Consider the following 19,750-nt stretch of genomic DNA (forward strand, 5'->3'; position numbering starts at 1 on the left):
CCTAATGAGTTCGTTCAGCGAGCGCGCGCACGAGAACAATCTCATCGGCCCCCTCGCCCCATGTATATCCGATGCCCGTGACAATTACTGGTGTGTCCGGCAGTGGCGGCTCCCCTATGACATCGTGACGCTGTGGGTCATAGGGCTCCGTCCGGCCTTGGACACCCGACGGAATCAGTCCCTCACGGGCTGCCATCCGCCTGACCCGCTCTCGGACGCGCTGAGCGGACTGACTGTCGGCAGCGTCGTCGACGTACGCGCAGAGCTCCGCAAAGGCGCGCATGACATCGATCCGGATCTGGCGCGACTGAGATTCGCGAAGCTCGTTGGTGCTCGCGGCGGCCTCGCCAAGTCGTGCCTCCATGCGGTACAGCCGGTCATCACTTAACCGCACGGCTTCCTGGGCCTTGCCGAGCAGCTCCGTCTTTTCCCTCACCTGGCGAGTGAGGGTCTCTACTTGGTGAGCAAGCTCGGATATCTGTGTCTCATTCCTGAGGCGCACAAGCCAGGCCCGGCCGATGTTGTCATCCAGCAGGACTCGGTCGAATGCTCGGTCAACGTCACTTTCATCCATGAGGCGAGCAAGTGCAGTGGGGGCGGCGAGCGACGTCAGCAGCTGACGCCTCGTGGTGGCTGACGTGAGCCTCTTGACCACCAAGGGCTTGACTATGGCGGACGCTATGGCATCGCTCTCGAGCGCGCTGGCCAGGGGCGTGGTGGCGACCGCAGCTAGATCGTCAAACTCCACGCCCCGCCACCACATGTCGTCGGCGAGATCTGCTGGATGATTGCGCCAGATCCACCCCAGCACACGTGCTCTCGAGCCGGTCGCATCCAGCGGAACGGAGGTGAGCCGCCGGGCCACCGCCGACTTGTCCTGGAGCGAGAGATTCTTCCAAGAGCCCTGATCCATCGCGCCTATGACGGTCGCCAGAACCTCAGCGACCCACTCACCCTTCTTGGCAGCATCTTTCGGCGATTCCATCTCGCGGGTGGCACGAAGGACAGTGTTCAGGCTGAGGAGACCAACCGAGGGCGAGTTCAACAGCCTCCGAATCAGGAAGTCCTTGGCGTGCCGCAGCTCCTGCGCTCTGGCATTCGCCGGCTCAAGACCGCGCAACTCGGCGTCTGCCGCATCTATTAGAGCGGCCGCAGCTTCGGGTCCCGCCAATTGCACCGCATCAATTGCCTTGATCGTCTTGCTGTCCCTCGGCAGGGCCTGCAGGATCAATGCAGCTTGACCGAGCGCCGGAACGGCCGCTTGAAGCGCATCGTCGGACAGCGAGTCCACAGCGAGCCCAGCCGCCAAAGGGTTCCGCAGGGCACTGCCCAGTAGCTCAGCCCAGTTCTCAGGCCGTTGGCCTGAGACCGAAGTGGCTTGGACGAGTTCGACAGCCGGGTGAATTTGCCCGCCCTCAGCATTTTGTGCCCTGTCTCGGCCCTCGTTCCGGTTTCCTGAATCCATTGGCCTGTCGACAGCGCCATCGGCGACCTGGGGAGCAACGTCACCGCCTTGCTCTGCATTTCCGGCATCGAGCCCCACCGTCACGGTGTTGTCCTTCATGGCTGTCAATCCGCGGATGTGGACGCCTAAGTCAGCCGAGATTGCATCGAGCGGAGCCTCCCCAGCCCAGATGTACTTGAGGCTCGCACCCTTACCCGATGCCTTGACATTCTCGTTCGCCTCGAAAATCGGGCGAGCTCGCTTCCACAGGGCGCTGACATCCCCAGTGAAGACCTCCGCGACAATCCCCATTAGGTCTTTACTCGACGCCGGCTTCGATGAGTCGAGAAGGGCGAACGCAAAAGCCTGTTCAGGCGATGAGCGCACGAGCTCTGAGGTGCCAACCGGGTCGACGTAATTTCGATGTCGTAGCCCACCAGCCGCGGTGGCAAAACGTTTGTGGTCCCCATCAACACCGAGTCTGACATCATCGGTTGATCCGTCATTCCAAAGAACAGTGAACTCAGCACCTCTGCGGTCGACGAGGAGCCCCTCTCGAAGGACTATCCGAGATTTCCTATTGAGGTCTATGACCACCTGAGGCGCTTTCACCCGCGTATTCTATCCACAGCACCGGATTTTCTCGTCGCGGATCGCGCGCTGTAATCATTGGCCTGACCCGCGTCGGCATAGCCTGATCATCGGACGTCCCGCCGGGTACGGGAGCTCACCGGCGGGACGGGATTGTCGGTGCCTTGCCTTACCTTCAAGCTAAGTGCCCTTCATTTGCCGGGGTTGGGGGATGTGTCAGGGCACATTACTCTGAGCTGAGTTGATGCTCGGCAGTCGCCGAAGATGGGGGAACACAATGGGGCATACCAACCGTGAGTACGTCGGCCGTGCTCTGGACACCTTGGCGGCCAGTCTGGGCTCGTACATTGAGTCCGCCTTGGCACCACTGGCGCCGGGCGTGGCTTGGCCCAGGATTCTAGAGCACAAGGATGTCACCGCGGGTAGAACTACGAGCAATTACTCACCCCACGACTTGAGCGTGCAGCTCCGGACGATGACTGAACCTTTGGGATCCCTTGGTTATCCATTCAACCTCTCCCACGACGCTCGGAGCTACACGTCCGAGCTCCGCCAGACCCGTAATCTCTGGGCCCATAACGAGGCATTCGACGACGCAGACACTTACCGTGCGCTAGACACGGCTGGCCGGCTAGCCAAGCACTTGGAATTAACGGGCACTGCCCAGGAGCTCGGCGCTCTCCTCGATGAGTTCGAGAAGCGAGAAGAATTTGTTGTAGTTTCCCAAAGGACGGATCCCATCAGTGGAAGTGAAGCCGAAGAATCCCCAGGCCAACCCGACCTTGAAGTCCACAAGTTCACGCAGCATGCGGTCACCGTTGAGATCACGGCAGCGGAGTCGCTGAGCTATGCCATGGTGCACAACGGCTTCAAGTTCGTGCGGCAAATCAAGATTACGAACCCTGGTGTCGAGATCCGCGGCGCCGTCGTCCGAATCGAGGTCCATTCCAGCGCCGGCAAGATTTCAGAAGACTTCCAGCAATACGTCGATCTTGCGGCAGGCCAGTCCATGGTCCTTGACGATGTCGACGTGCAGGTTGCCGCCACGACCGTGTATGAGCTCAACGACAAACAGCCAGGGCGCGTACTGGTGACGATCGAGTCCGCAGCTGCAGGAGCGGAAGCCGCCGAAATCGGCAAAGCCGAGGCTAGCCTGCAGCTCCTCCCTGCCCAGCTCTGGATCGCAGGCAAGGGCCTCGTCTCCTATGAGTTCCTTGCAGCATACGTCCAGCCGCATCATCCGGCGATCTCGACGCTTGTCTCCGAAGCTGCGGATGCCCTGGGAGAAGTCACTGGCCGGAGCAGCTTGGACGGCTACACAGAAGGTGCAGAGCGCGTGGACGAAATCGTCTTCGCTCTGACCCAGGCAGCTAGCAACCGCGACATCCGATACAGCATGCCGCCCGCGAGCTGGGGTGTGCAGGGCCAGCGGGTGCGTACGCCCGCCCAAGTCCTTGAAGGCCGCTTAGGCACCTGTCTGGACACCACAGTGGTGATGGCAGCGGCGCTGGAGTTCTGCGGAATCGCACCGCTCCTATGGGTCGTTAACGGTCACGCCTTCCTCGGATACTGGCGCGAAGACAGGACGTTGCCGACGGCAGCATCAGAGGACGTCCTCGAACTTGTGAGCCTCGTCCAGCGGGGCTTCATTGGCCTCGTCGAGACAACGATGCTCACCGGCGGCCACCCGATCACGCTCGCACTGCTGAGGAGTCGCCCTGAATCTGAGTACATCGAAGCGGGTCATGAGAAGATCCAAGCCAAGATCCAAGCCGTCACCGACGTCCGGCGTGCGCGATTGGACGGAATTTACCCCCTTCCCGCGCGGACAACCAACGAGACCGGGGCATCCGTAGTCACCAACTACGTTGCGGAAGCCAAAGCCGCGCCAGTGGTGCCCGAAAAACACGGCCGAGGCTCGGCGCCCGGCCGTTCGACGTCGAGCATTCCGCCCCGGGTTACCCAGTGGAAGAACGCGCTCCTGGACCTCAGCCTCCGCAACCGGCTGATCAACTTCACGGACACAGCCCGATTCCCGCTCGCAGTTCCCAGCTCGTGGATTGGCCGGTTTGAAGATCTCGTAAACAACGGCACTCCCATCAGCCTTCTTCCGTCGAACCAGCTGAGCGCCATCCATCAGGAACGGGGTATCCGGTTCGGCAGGGATCTCCCTCAGGACGAGCTGATTAGCCTGCTGAGTTCGAAGAAGGCAGTCTTCGCCGAGGTTTCCGAGGACGCCTACAACTCCAAGATGCGGGGGCTGGCGTACAAAGCCAAAACGCAGTTGGAAGAGACCGGTGCCAACAACCTCTACCTTGCCCTCGGCAGCCTTCTCTGGGAACTCGATGGCCGCACCCTGCGCTCGCCGCTGGTTCTGGTGCCAGTGAACCTGACTTCCGCTGGCAGGCAGGGCCTCTACCGCGTCACCCTTGACGAGACGGGTCAGTCAACGCCCAATTACTGCCTGCTGGAGAAGCTCTCCCAGGCTCACGGGCTTAAGATTCCAGGGCTCGCCGAACCCTCAGAAGATGGATCCGGCATAGACCTCGATGCCGCCTTCCATGCCGTAAGGGAAGCCGTCTCCGCCAAGGGCCTCGCTTTCCGGGTGGAGAACACGGCAGACCTGTCCATGCTGCAGTTCGCAAAGTTTCGGCTCTGGAAAGACCTGGACGAGAGCTGGGAGCAATTCGGGAAAAACCGCCTCGTGCACCACCTCATCACCAGCCCGACCGAGCTCTTTCACGACCCCATGACAACGGCCGAGGAGCCCGCCCTCGACGCCCTCGCCGCGAAATGCCCAATCCCCGCAGACTCATCCCAACTGCAGGCGGTTGCATCCGCCGTAGGGGGCCAGACCTTCGTGCTTGAAGGACCTCCGGGAACAGGGAAGTCTCAAACCATCACCAACCTCCATACGCGGGCCATCGTGGAAGGCAAGCGAGTCCTCTTCGTTGCTGAAAAACGGGCCGCGCTGGACGTCGTTCAGAAGCGTCTCGAAGAGGTGGGCATGGGTCCCTTCTCTCTCGACTTGCATGACAAGGGAAGTAAACCAGCCATGGTCCGCGCCCAAATCAAGCATGCGCTGGAGCTTAGCCTCAGTTCCGATCAGCAGCGACTGGATACGGCTTCCACAGACTTGGCCTCTGCACGCAGGGGACTGGTCCGCTACGCCAGCCACCTCCATGAGGAAAACGGTGCCCAACTTTCTCTGTACAGCGCCCGTACTAAGGCACTGACTTTCGATCCAACCGACCCCGTGCTCCCGCTGAGCACGGCCTTCACTTCCACGGCCAATGACAACGTGCTGGAACCGCTGCGGACGCTGCTCCGTGAGCTGCCCGAGTTCACGGACCGCGCACGTCCCGCGCAGCACCATCCCTGGCGCTTCATCGCCACTGTCCCCGATACAGCAGCTGCTGATCAGATTGTCGTTGCCGGCCGTCGCATTGATGCAGCGCTTGACGCCGTCCGTTCAGTTCATGAACTGCCTGCAGTGGTGTCGTCGGCGAGGTCGTCCGCAGAGATTCGCGTCCTTGCCGCCCTTCTTGAGGACCGCAGCGTCCCGATTGGCACGCTCGACGATGTTTGAACGGGGCAGTGGTCAGCTGGGGCGCAGCATCTTGAAAACCTGGTGGCAGCGTTCGCCGCTGTGAATCATCCCGGCTTGGATAAAGTAGGCCCAGAGGCCATGGATCTGCCCCTTCCGGAGATTCTCGGACGCGCGGAACAGGCGTTGGCCAGCGGTTTCTTTGGTCGGAAAAAGAGGCTGCTTGCGGTGGCTGCTGAGCTCGGCGCCGTTCTGCATCAGGGGGCGGCCATTCGGCATAAGGAACTTGTGCCCCTGCTGCAGAATCTTGCGAATGCGCAGCATCAGATCCGTGGGCTTCAGGCCGAGGCTCAGGGAGTCCCTGGTGTGGCGGTGCCGGAGGGCTGGAACCCGCTGACTGAATCCGGTCAGGAGGCTCTCAACCGGAGGCTCGGCTGGTTGCGTTGGGCCGCGCACGCTGTCCAGCCAGGTGCCAGCAACGAGGCGCCATTTCAGACCCGGCTGCGAGCCTTCCTCGAGGGTGGTCAACCGGTGCATGCAAACCTGATCGCGTGGCTGTACGAGCTGGCCGCTTCCTGGGACGCCCTGACGGGAATTCCTGCCGTTGACGCTGCGGAGCTGAACCGGTGGACAGGAACCACTCCGTTCTTGGAGGTCTGGGCCAGTTCGCGTCCCATACGGGCCATCGACGCCACAGGATCTCGGACCTTGGAGCGTTGGCTTGAACTGCTGCGCCATGTTGAGCAACTGCGTTCCGTAGGCCTCCACGATGTCCGCTCGACCATATTGAACGGCGAGTTGGAAGCCGACGACGCCGCCACAGCCTTCGAGCGCGGACTCGCCGAAAGCTCGCTCGAAGAACGGAAGCTGGCAACCGGTCTTCAGGACTTCGACGCCACCTCCCACGAGCGCACCATTGACCGATTCACGACGCGGGCCACGCTGGTACGTGAGCTTCTGAAGCGGAACCTGGCAGCCGGCGTCGTAAATTCCCGGAAAGTATCCTCGTCCTCGACCTCCGGCCGGATGGGGGAGCTGCAACGACAGCTGACTAGGCAACGCGGTGGCCTCACCGTCCGCAAGCTGATGGAAGGCTATGCCGACCTGATCACACAGATCATGCCGTGCACGCTCGTGAGCCCTGATTCGGTGGCGCGGTTCTTCCCCGCCCGATCCGATCTTTTCGACATCGTGGTGTTTGACGAGGCCTCACAGATCCGTGTGGCAGATGCTGTCGGAGCCATGGGGCGGGGCGCATCTGCGGTGGTCGTCGGGGACAGCAAGCAGATGCCGCCTACATCGTTTGCCGAATCGTCCAGCGATTCCTTGGATGATGTGGAGACTGAGATCACAGCCGTCGAGGATATGGAGTCAATTCTCTCCGAGTGCGTCGAGGCCCGGGTGCCAAGGCAGTGGCTCTCCTGGCACTACCGCAGCCAGGACGAGTCCCTGATTGCGTTCAGCAACCAGCAGTACTACGACAGCAAACTCTCATCATTCCCCGGTCCGTCGCATGGAGCACCCGAACCCGGGGCTATACGGTCATGGCGTGAACTTCGTTCGGGTCAACGGCCAGTTCCATCGCTCGGGTCCTTCCAAAGTGCTGCGCACCAACCCAGTGGAGGCAGAGGCCATCGTCGAGGAAGTGCGGAAGCACTTCAACGGTGCCGGCGATTCGCCGTCGGTTGGCGTAGTCACCTTCAATCTGCAGCAGCGGGCTTTGATTGAGGGGCTGCTACGAGACACAGACGACCTTCAGATTATCAAAGCCCTCGACGAAGATCCCGAAGGGTTGTTCGTCAAGAACCTTGAAAACGTCCAAGGTGACGAACGCGACGTCATTCTCTTCTCGACGGGCTTTAGCAAAAACGACAAAGGCTACCTCCCGCTGAACTTTGGACCGCTGAACCGTGCCGGGGGAGAGAGGCGGCTCAACGTCGCCGTGACACGTGCGCGCCGGCAGGTCATTGTGTTCTCCAGCTTCAGCCCTTCCGAGTTGAGAGCCGAGGAGACGAGTTCCGTGGGTATCAAGCACCTGCGCTCCTATCTTGATCTTGCCGAGCAAGGGACGGGTGCATTGCCCTATGACGGACGCCGAAGCCCTGCGGTGGACCTTCACCGGGAAGAGATCGCAGACGCGCTGCGGGACCGCGGTTTTGTAGTAGCCACCGATGTGGGTTTGTCGGACTTCAAAGTGGATATTAGTGTTGCCACTCCGGACAGGCCTGACCGACCGATGATGGCTGTCCTGCTGGACAGTCCGGCGTGGGCGGCCCGCCGAACGGCGGGAGATAGGGATGGCCTTCCGGGCGATGTCCTGACCCGGATGATGCGCTGGCCCGCTGTTGAGCGCGTGTGGTTGCCAGCATGGATCGGCGACAGGGACGCAGTATTGGACAAGCTGGAGGCTGCGTTTGCGAAGGCCGCCGTGAGCTCCACTGGCCACGCACGAGATTCTGAGGCCGGTGGGGACGACGTGCTTCAAGCCGAAGAGGTGCCTCAGATTCTGGGTTCTTCGGACTCTGTGGAGGCGGTTGGGGATCACGACGTCGTTGGCGGGGGACAGCTTTTGAAAGCGTCCGGGGGGCTCCGGAACGACGAGAACCTAACTGTGGAACCGGCACGTGCAGGCTACAAACCCTGGGTGATCGGGAACTTCGGAACTATAGACGTCCTGGACAATCTGCAGTCCCGAAGGTCCGTTGCGGCCCTCCGGGAGGCGATGCAGTCCATCGTCGAGGCCGAGGGGCCGATCCACGTCGAACGCCTGGCAAAGCTGACCTGCGCCGCGTTCAACCTCAACAAGGTGAATACACAGCGGATGAACTCAGTACTGCGGCTACTTGATAAGAACGCCCATCAGCGGGACGCTGACGGGTTCGTGTGGGATGCAGCAATCGACACGGAGGCCTGGGTAGAGTTTCGTCCCAACGGACCCGAAGAGGTCCGCAAACTCGAGCACGTGAGCGTCGTTGAGATCCGCAACGCTATGGTCGAAATTGTCCGGTTCTCCGGCGGAATATCGGTTGACGAACTTCACCGAGACACGATCCGTGTCTTCGGAGGGAAACGACTGACGGCGGGCATCACAGCACGACTGAACGAGGGGCTGCAGTACGGCGTAGACACAGGCCGACTTGAACTGCGCGGTGAGTTGGTGCACCTTGTGGGGTAGCTCAAGCGAGCGGCACTGGCAACCTCTGCTAGCCGTTGCCTTGGCATGTTTGGCCGGTTGGCTCTTCGGGCGCGGGCGAGAGCAGGCGGTATCTACGGCTCAACGGGCCTCCCCAGAGGATGTCCAACGGCTGGAAAGAGCGAAGCCTTCACCGGTGACGCCCGGTCCAGTATTGACGCCAACAACAGTGCCGACGGCAGGGTCAACAGGCGTCGAGGCGGCCAAGACGGTAGACGCCCCAGAGCCTCTGCGGCGGTTGGACAAGCCCGTACCTCAAGTGCCGCGGCTCCGTTCCTCGGAGGGTACAAAAAGGCCCAGCGCCCCGGCGATCGTGACGAGAACCTCGACTAATGACTCTGGCGCCAGGCTCCTCGACCCCTATGCCGGAACTGAACGTCGCTGGACTCGCAGTGACCAGGTGCAGCTTCTGGATCACTATGAGCGAGGACGTGACATACCCGGGATCGCCGCAGAAATGCGGATAGATCAGAAGGAAGTAGCCATTCGGCTCATTCGATTGCTGCTTTCTCCCTCTGGAAACATCGAGGACGAAAGCGGCTGTCCCCGGCACGGCAAAAAATACGCCACAGACGAAGTTCGAAAAATCGAAGATCTCCACAAGGGTGGCCTCAGGCTCCGCTCGATTGCAAATGAGGTCGAGCGAACCCAGCTGGGAGTTGGGTGGAAGCTATTGAACCTCCATATGCCGAGCGTCCCAGCAACTCTGCGAGGGGACGTCCGCTCCGACATAACAATCTGAATTTGCAGACGAGGTCGGGGTAGGGCGGCTTGCTGGGGCGGCCAAGACGGCGCAATATCTAGCTACCCACGAGTCCTTAAGATGTGAGGTTATTTCTTCCGTGCCCTCTTTATGATTTCAGCTGCCTGACGGTAGGCCTCTTTGGCCTCGGGGCTTGTGGCTGCTCGATAAATCTTTTTACCGTCTTCAAGCAGTTTCTTGGCTTTAGCGTGCGTGTCGGGGTCCTTCGCATAGGAGTAAACCTTGGCTCCGCTGGCTTTGGCTTTGACCTTGGTGTCTTTAAATAGGGCTGCGGCTTTGTTTACCTTTTCAGCCATGCATTACTCCGTATCGTCAGTCGTTCGTCAGGTGAGATTAGCACTGCGGGAGAATGTGCCTGGCGCCTTTAGATGTCGTCGCCGTTCGGGGAAGCTGTTGGTTTCACGTCATCACGACGAGACTCCACGGCCTCCACTTTTTCCGAACCGTTAGTCCGCTGCGCTTCAATCTGGCCAGCAACGCGGATAACCGCATCTCCACTAACCTTCGCGATGCCCACCGGCACGGCTCGGGCTCCTGAGGAGACCACCGTTGTGGTGGTTTTGGCGAAGTCCGTCAATGACTTGCGCCAGGATTCCCGTTCCACTTCTCCGGTAATCAGGCCGTCCAAACCGTAGATCTGAGCGAAGACGCCTATCAGCGCTCCAGCACTCTCGGCTGAGTCCAACAGTATTCTGGTTTTCTGCGGGCTGCGGACCCGATTGAAGTCACTCACATTGGCTGCTGAGGCCAAGGCATCAACCAGCTCCTGGATCCTGCCGGTGACAGCAACGGATCGATTGGCTGCAGCAGATCGGATGGCAGCAGCGTGCGCCTCAACTGCGTCGGCATCGTGCTGACGTACATGAACAAGTTCGAGGGTCTCGAGCCGCTGTTGGTTTGCCTGGGCTGCGGCAAGGATAACGAGCCACGAGCGCAGCTCTTTGGCGGCAATAGTTTCCGCAGCGGAGGCCTTTTCGGCCAGCGACTTGGCGTTGAGCGACTGCGTCATGGTATCGATCTGGGCCAGGGCATGAGAGCTGGCCTGGGCCAGAGACGTGGCGTGACCGGCAATCTGAGACCATGCTGTTTCGCTGATCCGTCCCGTCGCCTCATAAAGCTCGAATGCGCGAGTCAGAACCACCGTAAGGCCCTGCACGTCTCCCAGTGCTTTGGCTCTGTTGTCGTCGAGCAGCCGATCCAGCTTGACGTCCATGGCTTCCGCCAGATCTTCCAACCGGGCAACTGCGCTCCTCAACGCCATCGTTGCCGTCAACGTGGCGAGGTTCGCCATGGCTACTGGATTGATGCCGCCCCTGGTGAACTGCGCAAACGAATCAATGCGGCCCATGGAACCGCGAAAGACACCGGTGAACAAGCCATCTTGGGACAGATTAAACTGGGCAAGTTCTGCCAGCTTGCGGGTGGACTCCGGGGTGAGTTGCACCCAGCTTCCGTCTATGGCGGCTACTACTGCGGCCATCCCCGTTGCCTGGGCCAGGAGGTCAGCAGATCCTTGCCCCAATCCACTTGCACGCGTGGTGTCAACGTCCATCCTTGCCATCAGGGATTCCAACAGGGCACGGTCACCGGTCAGGACAGCTGCGTCGCCGGAGACATGGATGCCAACTTCAGTCGTTTCGTTCATGTGAGCATTCTGGCACAGCGAGCAGCCGACGACGGCAGGCCGGTAACAAGCCGGGAGAGCGGCGTCCACGTGAACGCGTTGGCGAAGCATTTTGCGATCCACCTGGCGCCCTTGACTCGGAGCCGTCCTGTTCCTAATCCGTTGCGCCTTTTGTTCGGGGGATGTGTCAGCCTGCTCTGACGGCACTGTAACCTCGGCATGCAGACGCCATTCGAGTCGAGTTCACGGGCTACACTAAGGCTGAATTAGCCCGCCCGGCACCCGCCGGACGGGCAAAACGGATCGGAACGGCTCCTGGGGCGTTTCAAGGGGGCAGGGGTCGATGATCGGCAAGCTTATTAAGGCGATCGCGTTGGTTGTGGTTGGTGCGCTCGCTGTGGTGCTGGCAGTTGTCGGTGCCAACATGAGTGGATTCAACCCGTTCCAGTCGCTTCAGACCGACCGGAGCCAGCCCGCGCTGCTGAAATCGATCAAGGACGTCAGTCAGTACCACGCAGCCGTCGGCAACTTTGAGGTGGTGATCGACGTCGAGGACGGCGTCGAGTGGATGCCCGAAATCATCGCCGGACGGCGAACGCTGTTTGTCGCGGCGGGCACAGTCAACACGTATGTCGATCTATCCGGCGTCGCCGACAAGGATCTGACGTTGTCCCCGGACGGCAAGTCGGTGACGGTGCGGCTGCCCGAGCCGCAGCTCGACAAGCCCAACCTCGACCACGACCGGTCCTATGTGTTCAGCCAGGACCGGGGCGTTTTAGACCAGATCGCCGACGCGATCGAGGTGCCCCAGCAAGCGCAGTTTTTCAAGCTCGCCGAAACCAAGATGACCACCGCCGCGGAGGAGTCGGAGTTACGGGAGCAGGCTACCGACAACACCAAAGCTATGCTGACCGGCATGTTCGGCGCTCTGGGAATCCAGGCCACCTTCCTCGATAATTAGTCCGGCTCGACCGTGTTGATCGAGTCTTCAAGTCGAACCCGGCCGGCACGGACGAGGGCCCGCAGAGGTATGTTCTCGTAGTACGCCACGCCTGGAACCACTCTGCTTTGTTCCAAAAACTTCAATGTCAGCGTCGTCAGAGACGGGCGTCTGCCCTCCTACGTGCCAGCCGATGATGTCTAGCGCACGCAGAGGTGTGATCGCCGGTGTCGGCGCTAGTGCCCCAACCTCTTTCCACTGATCCATCTGGCTTACAAGTAATGCCTGAGTGCGGGGATGAAGAGTCCCGCAAGTTCCTGCCAGCTACGTTTGCGCGATCTCGGGATCTTCCCCTTTTCTACGTAGCACGTCCATATATTCGTATCGTAGAGCGGTATGAGTTCCGGGCGTTTTCGGTGAAGTATCTTGGACAGCTTGATGAGGCTGACCTGGCGCGTGGGCTCGTCAAGGACTCGGAAGAGTCTGACCAAGGCCTTGATAGTTCTTTTCTCTGCGGTTGCAGGTGTTCCAGTCAGTGCTCGATCTGCGAGCCGCCCGTTGAGAACTGGGATAAGCGGCTGAAGCCCGTTGTACGACTCCATTGGGTGATGATGGGCATGTAGCAGTGCCGGTGCCCGTAGGTCGGCGGGCCCAAGGTTTGGGCCGGAATGGCCTGGATATTCGTCGTAGGCGGGATAAGCCCAGGCTTCACCTTTATTGGTGAGGTAACGACCTGCAAATGCCCGAATTCAATCCGTGCCCCACCCACTTGCAAGCAATCTGGCATGGAGTGATTTTAGCTAAGGGCTAGGGCTGAAACCCAGGAACTGGGAGTAAATTCCGGCGTTGAACGGCAGATAATCACGTGGTCGTTGAATAACCAGGTGCCATCGCCACAGACTGCGAACGTCGCTTGCGCGGCCATCAACTGACTGTTGGGTGTAGGGTCCAGTTCCAGAACCGGATCGGAGCGGATCCTCCCGTGGCCGCCTGCGATGCAGTGAGTGACCGAAACTGCCGACGACGCGAAGCTTGGGCCGGCTCCGGCTCTAGTTTGAATTGCATGTCCACGAGATCTCGACGGACCAATACGAGGTCACCCACCCTCCCCTCCGCACAACGCTCTCACGTCCTCAAGTGAACGCGATAGCGGTGCCGCCCGCGTGGGCGGAACGGTTCATCGTCGAGTTGGCACATGAATTACCTGCCTGAGTCGTGACAGTGGCAGCTGAAATCAAGTACAGGTACGTGTGGCGTACGGGCTGCCGACCTGCAAGGCTCTGAACATCGAACGTGTGGGGCCACGTTTTTTTGCTGGGAGGGACTGAATGCTTCTGTTACGGCTGCAGGGGTGGTCAAGCAGCGGACGCCGCTGGCGAGGCTGTCCACTGGAGCGACATCCAACCGTGGAACGAACGCGGCATATAAAGCCCTCTCGTGGTTCGCTCCCGATGCCGAGGTCGGATACCGCTAGGGGCACGAAGTGATGTCTCACGTTCGATGTCGTCGTGATCTGGGGGCAAGCTTGCATCGCAGCATCGATCGAATCAAAGTCGAAAGCCGCGCTCCATAGGGAAGGCACGAGGGAGACACCAGGCATGTCAAGCAGACCAGAATTGCACGGCGGTGCGGAGCAGTTTTTCGGGTATCACCCGGACTACGAAAATGTACAAGTCGCTCTTCATAGCGCCAGCTTTGCACGGGCACTAGTGATTGAAACGCCGGTGAAGGCGCTGGTGGATAGTGTGCCGGATTGTAGGATCCTCTGGAATCCCGACGTGGCACTGCCCGAAGGACTGTACTGGTTCTGTGGAATCCCCGAAGGTCCGATGTTGCTCCAAGTCGGCTCAGGCGAAATGCCAGGGGATGCGATGTTGACGGCCATCGCGACACTCACGGACGATCACCCACTAATTGAAGCCTGGAGATGGGCCGAAATTTTGTGGAAGTCGGCCAGCCAGGTACCACACCCTCAGTTCGCCCTACAAGAAGGTGTGGTCACACAGCCAACAGGGATCGATGCCATCGTCCGCGATCGAAAGTTCGCGGGCAATCGCTGGTCGTACACCGTATGGGTCGACGGGCGCGTCCAAGACGTCGTTGAAACGGGCCTCGTGCGCCGCCCAGAATTGGACGGCCCGCGTTCCTGGGTCGCAGCCGAGCCAACACCTGCCGCCCGGTTCAGCGCAACCCTAACGCGTGCGAAGCTGAACGGAAAGTTCTCCAATACGCTGTTCTCGTTCCGGGCAACGCGGACGACCTTTAGACCCTATCAATTCAAGCCGGTCCTGAAATTGCTGCAGACAGGAAAGGCACGTCTCCTGATTGCTGACGAGGTCGGTTTAGGCAAGACGATTGAAGCTGGCCTCATCTGGACAGAATTAGAGGCACGCCATGAAGCCGACAGCGTGCTCATCGTTTGCCCTTCAAGCTTGGTCGGCAAATGGCAGGAGGAGATGGAGGATCGCTTTGAATTCAGCCTGACAGAGTTGGACGGCACGGAGCTCGAAAGATTTCTCGAACGACACCGCGCCAACCGTCTACCCGAGCGGCGTGCCTACATCTGTAGTCTCGAGCGGCTGCGGACCTGGCAAGGCATTGACGAGCTGAAAGACTCTCCACCGACATTTGACCTTGTCATCGTCGACGAAGCTCATTCGATGAGAAATTCGGACACAAGAAGCTACGCCCTCGGCTCAGAAGTAACCGGATGGGCTGACAACGTCGTGTTCCTCACGGCGACTCCGATCAATCTGAGGCAGGAAGATCTCCTCAATTTGCTCGAACTGCTAGCCCCAGAGGACTTTGGCGACATCAACGATCTGGAGCTTCGTCTCGAACCTAACAAGGTGATCAATTCGGTCGCACGACGCCTCGTCGAAAAGGGAACTGCTCCAAGCCAACTCTTGAAAAGTCTTCAGGAGCTACGGACGAGCCGGATTGGCGCCACCTTGCTGGGCCGTCCGGAGTTTGCTCTGCTCACAGAAAAACTCTCGAAGGAAGCCCTCAGTCCGCGCGACGTCGTCGAGGCCAAGAGGTACCTAGCAGACCTGAACACCCTGTCCACAGTCATCACACGAACAAAAAAAGTCGAAGTTGATGACCGGAAGGCGAAACGAACGGAAGATCGCCGACAAGTCCACTGGACCGCTCCTGAGCAAACCTTTTATATGGAGTATCTGGCGTGGTGTCAACAACGAGCAGCGGAAGTCGGACGGCCTCTGCACTTTGCAATGCAAATGCCACTGCGCCTAGCAAGCGCATGCCTGCCCATGGCACGTCGTGCAGTCTTGGATCCGTATTCTTTCGGAGCACTCACTGACGCAGATTCGGGCGAATCCCTTCTGCGCGTCGAACCCCACGAGGAGCTCATCGCTGCTGCTCTTCAACTTTCTGAGGGCATTGACACAAAGTTGGACATGCTCGGCGAGGTTCTAAGTTCTCTCCACCACCAAAGGCGACAAGCACTGCTGTTCACCCACTCACGCCCGACTCTCGCATATCTATCATCCAAACTCTCGGCCAATTACCGGATCGCCCAGCTACATGGAAGTGTCCCGCGCAAAAGACGACGTGAGATCATGGCTGAGTTTCGGAATGGAATCTTCGATTTTGTCTTTGCAAACCGAGTGGCGAGCGAAGGTTTGGACTTCGAGTTTTGTTCTGCCGTGATCAACTATGACCTTCCTTGGAACCCGATGGAAATCGAGCAACGTATAGGTCGAATAGACCGTATCGGCCAGAAGGAAGAAGCGATTCTAGTCGTCAATTTCGTGAATGAGGCGACGATAGACGAACGCATACTCTCACGCCTCCTAGACCGCATCGAAATCTTTGAATCCTCGATTGGGTCGCTCGAGCCAATCATTGCGGCGAACGCACCCAAAGCCTTGCAAGTGGGGTTCGATTTCACTCTTTCTCCCAAACAGCGAGAGCAAAAAATCGTCGAGGTCCTGGCAGCATTGGAAGAACAGAAGGCCGGGCTGAAAGATGTCGCGGACTCGTCGAGCTCCCTGCTGATCAGCAATGACGTAGACGTTGCAGGCCTAGAGGACGAGCTGGTCCGGACTGGCCGATACATAGGTCAACGAGAACTCGCGCTTCTCTTGGATGATTGGGCTCACATCGATGAAGGGCCCGCCACTAAACTGGCGCCGGACGGCCAAACTCTTGAGCTCCGAGGCAATGCTCGCATGGCCTCACGCGTGGACGCTCTAAATCGAAGCGCACGGAGAACGCGCGCGGAGACGGGCAGACTATCCGCACAACTTCGCAGCGAGCTACCTATCCATCTCGTATTGGATCAGGAGCTGGCGCGCACCAGCGGCGGCACGCTCCTCACGGCCACGAGCCCTTTGGTGATGGCCGCTGTGAATGTTCCGGGTCATCACTACGCCCGGTTCGCGTCGCTCCGATTGCTGACGCCCGCTCACGACGTCCCATCCGGCACCTATATAGTTGTGCTCGCCAAAGCCGTGTCGGCTTCACGCGGAGGCGACGAGATATGGGGAGCTGCCGTCTCAGACAGTGGTCGTCACTGCGGCGACGGGCCCGTAGATGCGTTGCTTGCCGCACTTGCAAACGGAACGCTAGCGGATGCACCTCTCCCTGATCTTGAAAGGCTTCCACAGCTTGCCGAGCGGGCGCTGAATGATCTGCATCGGAGGCACGACCGAGAACAAGACACGCGAGACCGGGAATTCAAGGCCCTCCAGGAAACGCGCGTAGTAACTCTTGTTGAACAGCACAAGCGACGGGTGAACGCTATTCGCACTCGTGTGGCGACTGCTGAAAAGAGAGGCCGAGACCCGCGTATGATCGCACTCTTCCAGAGCCAGATCAACCGGGCTGAACAACGTTTCTCACACCTGTCCCAGTTGTTGGCAGAAGAGAGCCAGCCCGAAATCCGACTCGAAGCTTTTGCCGCCTGTGTCATAACGGTCGCTGCTCAAAAGGAGGGGAAATGAGGACAAGTCGAGAACTCGAACTTGAGAATGAACGCGCTGCCCAGAAACGGTACGCCCAAAAACTCGAAGAGGGGCGCCAATATCCCAACAGCTTTTCGGGGCCCCGCAACAATCAATGGACCGGGACTGGATTTCGTCCCCAGCCTCTAGTCTTTGACGGCCAGCTAGTTGGACGAATCGCATTGGCGCAGCCTCACCCGATAATCGACGGTAACTCCGAGTTCTACATTGGTGAGCGTCATTGCAGCGACCTGAATGGAGTTGAGGTTTTCGGTTGGGCTGCACCCGTGGCTTGCACGTTTTTCCGCGGAAAGGAGCACCATGCACTGTGCGATGAGGTTGCAGTGGTCCGGGCTTTCGTGCATCGCAAAGGCGAGATTGTGAACTTCGACGACGAAAAGGTCCGCGACGACGCTCCCGCCGAACCATTTCGCAGGCGTGGGCTATCCGTGCCGCTTGCGCCCAAGAAGCCAGGCTCCGGAGACTCTGAGCTTTCCGTCGGCAACTTGCTAAACCCGACCAGTCCCCCTGTAACTCCTGTGACGCGGGTGGACCTGCGTACAGGAGATCTGAATAGCCAAACCAGTCAGCAAACTCCATTGAGTGAACGGGGTATCCGAGTCGAGACGCTCCTCATGGGGCAGCTTCAATCTCCTCGTACTGAACGCCTTGTTCCTGTACTCAGTACGCTGCAACCGGACCAATACGAACTTGTAACCCTTGCTGCTGGAGAAAGCATCATCGTGGAGGGGAAGCCGGGAACAGGCAAGACAATCATCGCTTCACACCGGGCCGCCTACTTGGTGAACGAAGAGACCCCCACTCAAAGCGCGCTCGATGGCGACGTCCTGATCATCGGACCTACACGGGAGTACAGCAGCCATGTTCGAGAGGCCATCCACCGCTTGTCGAGAAACTCTTCGCACATAAAGATTCTCGCCATGCCCGAGCTAACACAGCAGATTCTCGGACTACGAGGGGAACTCCAAGGGCGGGTATCCCGTAATTGGCGTGAAGTTGATACACAGCTGGCGAAGTACGCGTGGTCTGCAATTGAAGAGCTAATTAGAGGCGGCGGCAAGCCCTCGGTGCAGGCCGTTTATGAGCACCTTCGTGTGAACGGGACAACGAATAAGAGGATCACTCACGATGACGAGTGGTCTTCTTATCTAAAATCGATCCCTGTTTACAGCGAGGCGATCAGATATCGGGCACAAAATGCGTTGCTGGCCTTCATTCAGTGGAAACTTCAAGCAATCAAGGACTTAGTCAACATCCAGCACATCATCGTGGACGAAGCTCAGGATGTCACCCCTCTCGAATGGTATCTGCTTGCTGCAATCAATGACCACGGCTCTTGGACCATCATGGGCGACCTCAACCAGAGGAGATCCGATCACACCTGGTCGAGCTGGCAGCACGTCATTGACGTGATAGAAAAGGACTCGAGCGAGGTACCTGTTCGAACTCTCGACCGCGGCTACCGTAGCACCAAACCAATCCTCGCTTTCGCCAATCGTCTCCTGCCACGGTCCGAGCGAAGGCTGCTCGCTTTCCAGCACGAAGGACCACCCCCGTCCGTTCACAAAGTGCGCGCCGAAGACCTGGGCACGTCCAGCATTGTCGAATGCGAGCAGCTGCTGACCAATTATCCTCATGGAACTGTCGCTGTCATCGACTGCAATCCGAGGCGCGTGCCGGATGGTTTTAGAAAGGCTGGCTGGGTTTTGTCCCGAAATAACCCTTGCATCTGGGAACTCGGTGAGAAACGTGTTGTCGTCCTCCAGCCCGATGCCAGTCGCGGCCTTGAATTCGACGGCGTCGTTGTCATCGAACCAGCGGACTTTCCTGAGAATTTTGGGCGGCATGGGTTACTCTATACCGCACTTACCCGGGCAAACCGAGCAGTCAGCGTGGTGCATACCAAGCCGCTACCTCGGCCACTTCGGTAATCTCCAGCATGCCGAGCAGTCACTGCACTCTGCCGCTTTCGCCTGGCAGCATATGCAGATTGGAGATGCGTAGCCCTCTGCGCTACTCCGGCCCGTCCGGTGAGAGTATGCGTGACTTAGAAGCGACATCCGCCACCTCACCCGTGACACTCACGTCCCGGAACTCTACCTGCTCGGGGTCGGAGCCGTGGTCCAGAGTCTACCGGTGCGCCAGCCGGCCGAGGCGTGGAACGGCCGCAGCCCGAGCTTGGAGGAGTCCCAGGACGTATACTGACAGGCTGTGGCGGGCAATGTGTTCCTTGAGGGCGGGCCTAGGCGTGGTCGACTTCGCGGACACCGTCCTCTACACGCAGGAAAGCGCGATCAAGGCTCACCCGCCCCAGCGTGGACTAGGCTAGGCCCCGGCAAAGTTTTGACTTGACGCTGAGGAGCCAGCCACACCGGCAGCCCATCTTGACGCCCTCGGAGTCGGCCAGTTCCTGGTTGGTGTTGATGCTCGAGTGGTGACGGACAGCTTCTCGAAACCGAAGTTCATGAGCCAGGGCACCCACGATGGAGCTGGTGTCGAGGAGGATATTCTCCTCGATGGTCGTGGTACATGGCCACCACCAAGGTTGTAATCGCCCCAAGCCGGCGACTTTGGGCCGATGGTTGACCCGATAGAGGGTGTTGCGCTGGTGCTGTGGTGGACGGCCATTACCCCGTCGTCGGTGGGGCCCGAGCCGGCTG

The 19,750-nt window shown here is 59.5% G+C and carries 9 protein-coding genes and 1 pseudogene; 6 read left to right on the plus strand and 4 right to left on the minus strand.

What is annotated here, in order from left to right; genetic code table 11:
* Window position 1: 1 nt before the first annotated feature.
* On the minus strand, window positions 2–1,756 hold the full coding sequence (locus M1D88_RS05060; RefSeq protein WP_458113480.1) for a hypothetical protein: 1,755 nt from the start codon (window positions 1,754–1,756) through the stop codon (window positions 2–4).
* Window positions 1,757–2,312: 556 nt separating this feature from the next.
* On the opposite strand from M1D88_RS05060, the gene M1D88_RS05065 reads away from it, so the two are divergent.
* From M1D88_RS05065 to M1D88_RS05075, 3 genes and pseudogenes are all read left to right on the plus strand, one after another.
* Entirely contained in the window at window positions 2,313–5,624 is a 3,312-nt protein-coding gene (locus M1D88_RS05065; RefSeq protein WP_458113481.1) for a DUF4011 domain-containing protein, read from the plus strand.
* Between the two features lie 984 nt (window positions 5,625–6,608).
* A pseudogene (locus M1D88_RS05070) lies at window positions 6,609–6,827 on the plus strand (hypothetical protein); the annotation flags it as partial.
* A 304-nt stretch (window positions 6,828–7,131) separates the two neighbouring features.
* On the plus strand, window positions 7,132–8,757 hold the full coding sequence (locus M1D88_RS05075) for a DUF3320 domain-containing protein (protein WP_458113482.1): 1,626 nt from the start codon (window positions 7,132–7,134) through the stop codon (window positions 8,755–8,757).
* A gap of 849 nt (window positions 8,758–9,606) precedes the next feature.
* On the opposite strand, the gene M1D88_RS05080 is transcribed toward M1D88_RS05075, so the two are convergent.
* Both M1D88_RS05080 and M1D88_RS05085 read right to left on the minus strand, forming a co-directional pair.
* On the minus strand, window positions 9,607–9,834 hold the full coding sequence (locus tag M1D88_RS05080) for a hypothetical protein (RefSeq protein ID WP_458113483.1): 228 nt from the start codon (window positions 9,832–9,834) through the stop codon (window positions 9,607–9,609).
* Window positions 9,835–9,902: 68 nt separating this feature from the next.
* Window positions 9,903–11,183 carry a hypothetical protein gene (locus M1D88_RS05085; protein ID WP_458113484.1) on the minus strand — a complete coding sequence of 427 codons (1,281 nt, stop codon included), beginning with the start codon at window positions 11,181–11,183 and terminating at the stop codon, window positions 9,903–9,905.
* Window positions 11,184–11,505: 322 nt separating this feature from the next.
* Between M1D88_RS05085 and M1D88_RS05090 the strand changes: the two genes are divergently transcribed.
* The gene (locus M1D88_RS05090) at window positions 11,506–12,123 is read left to right on the plus strand and encodes a DUF4230 domain-containing protein (protein WP_458113485.1); all 618 of its coding nucleotides are present in this window, start codon (window positions 11,506–11,508) and stop codon (window positions 12,121–12,123) included.
* Between the two features lie 251 nt (window positions 12,124–12,374).
* Here the strand turns inward: M1D88_RS05090 and M1D88_RS05095 are convergent, their stop codons facing one another.
* Entirely contained in the window at window positions 12,375–12,851 is a 477-nt protein-coding gene (locus M1D88_RS05095; RefSeq protein ID WP_458114433.1) for a DUF6308 family protein, read from the minus strand.
* A gap of 849 nt (window positions 12,852–13,700) precedes the next feature.
* On the opposite strand from M1D88_RS05095, the gene M1D88_RS05100 reads away from it, so the two are divergent.
* Together M1D88_RS05100 and M1D88_RS05105 are read left to right on the plus strand one after the other, a co-directional pair.
* Window positions 13,701–17,069 (plus strand): DEAD/DEAH box helicase, encoded by a 3,369-nt coding sequence (locus M1D88_RS05100; protein ID WP_458113486.1) that lies wholly within the window; start codon window positions 13,701–13,703, stop codon window positions 17,067–17,069.
* Window positions 17,066–19,021 (plus strand): UvrD-helicase domain-containing protein, encoded by a 1,956-nt coding sequence (locus tag M1D88_RS05105; protein ID WP_458113487.1) that lies wholly within the window; start codon window positions 17,066–17,068, stop codon window positions 19,019–19,021. The genes M1D88_RS05100 and M1D88_RS05105 overlap by 4 nt, the downstream gene beginning before the upstream one ends.
* The last annotated feature ends 729 nt before the right edge of the window (window positions 19,022–19,750 follow it).

This window comes from Arthrobacter sp. R1-13, from assembly GCF_054161475.1.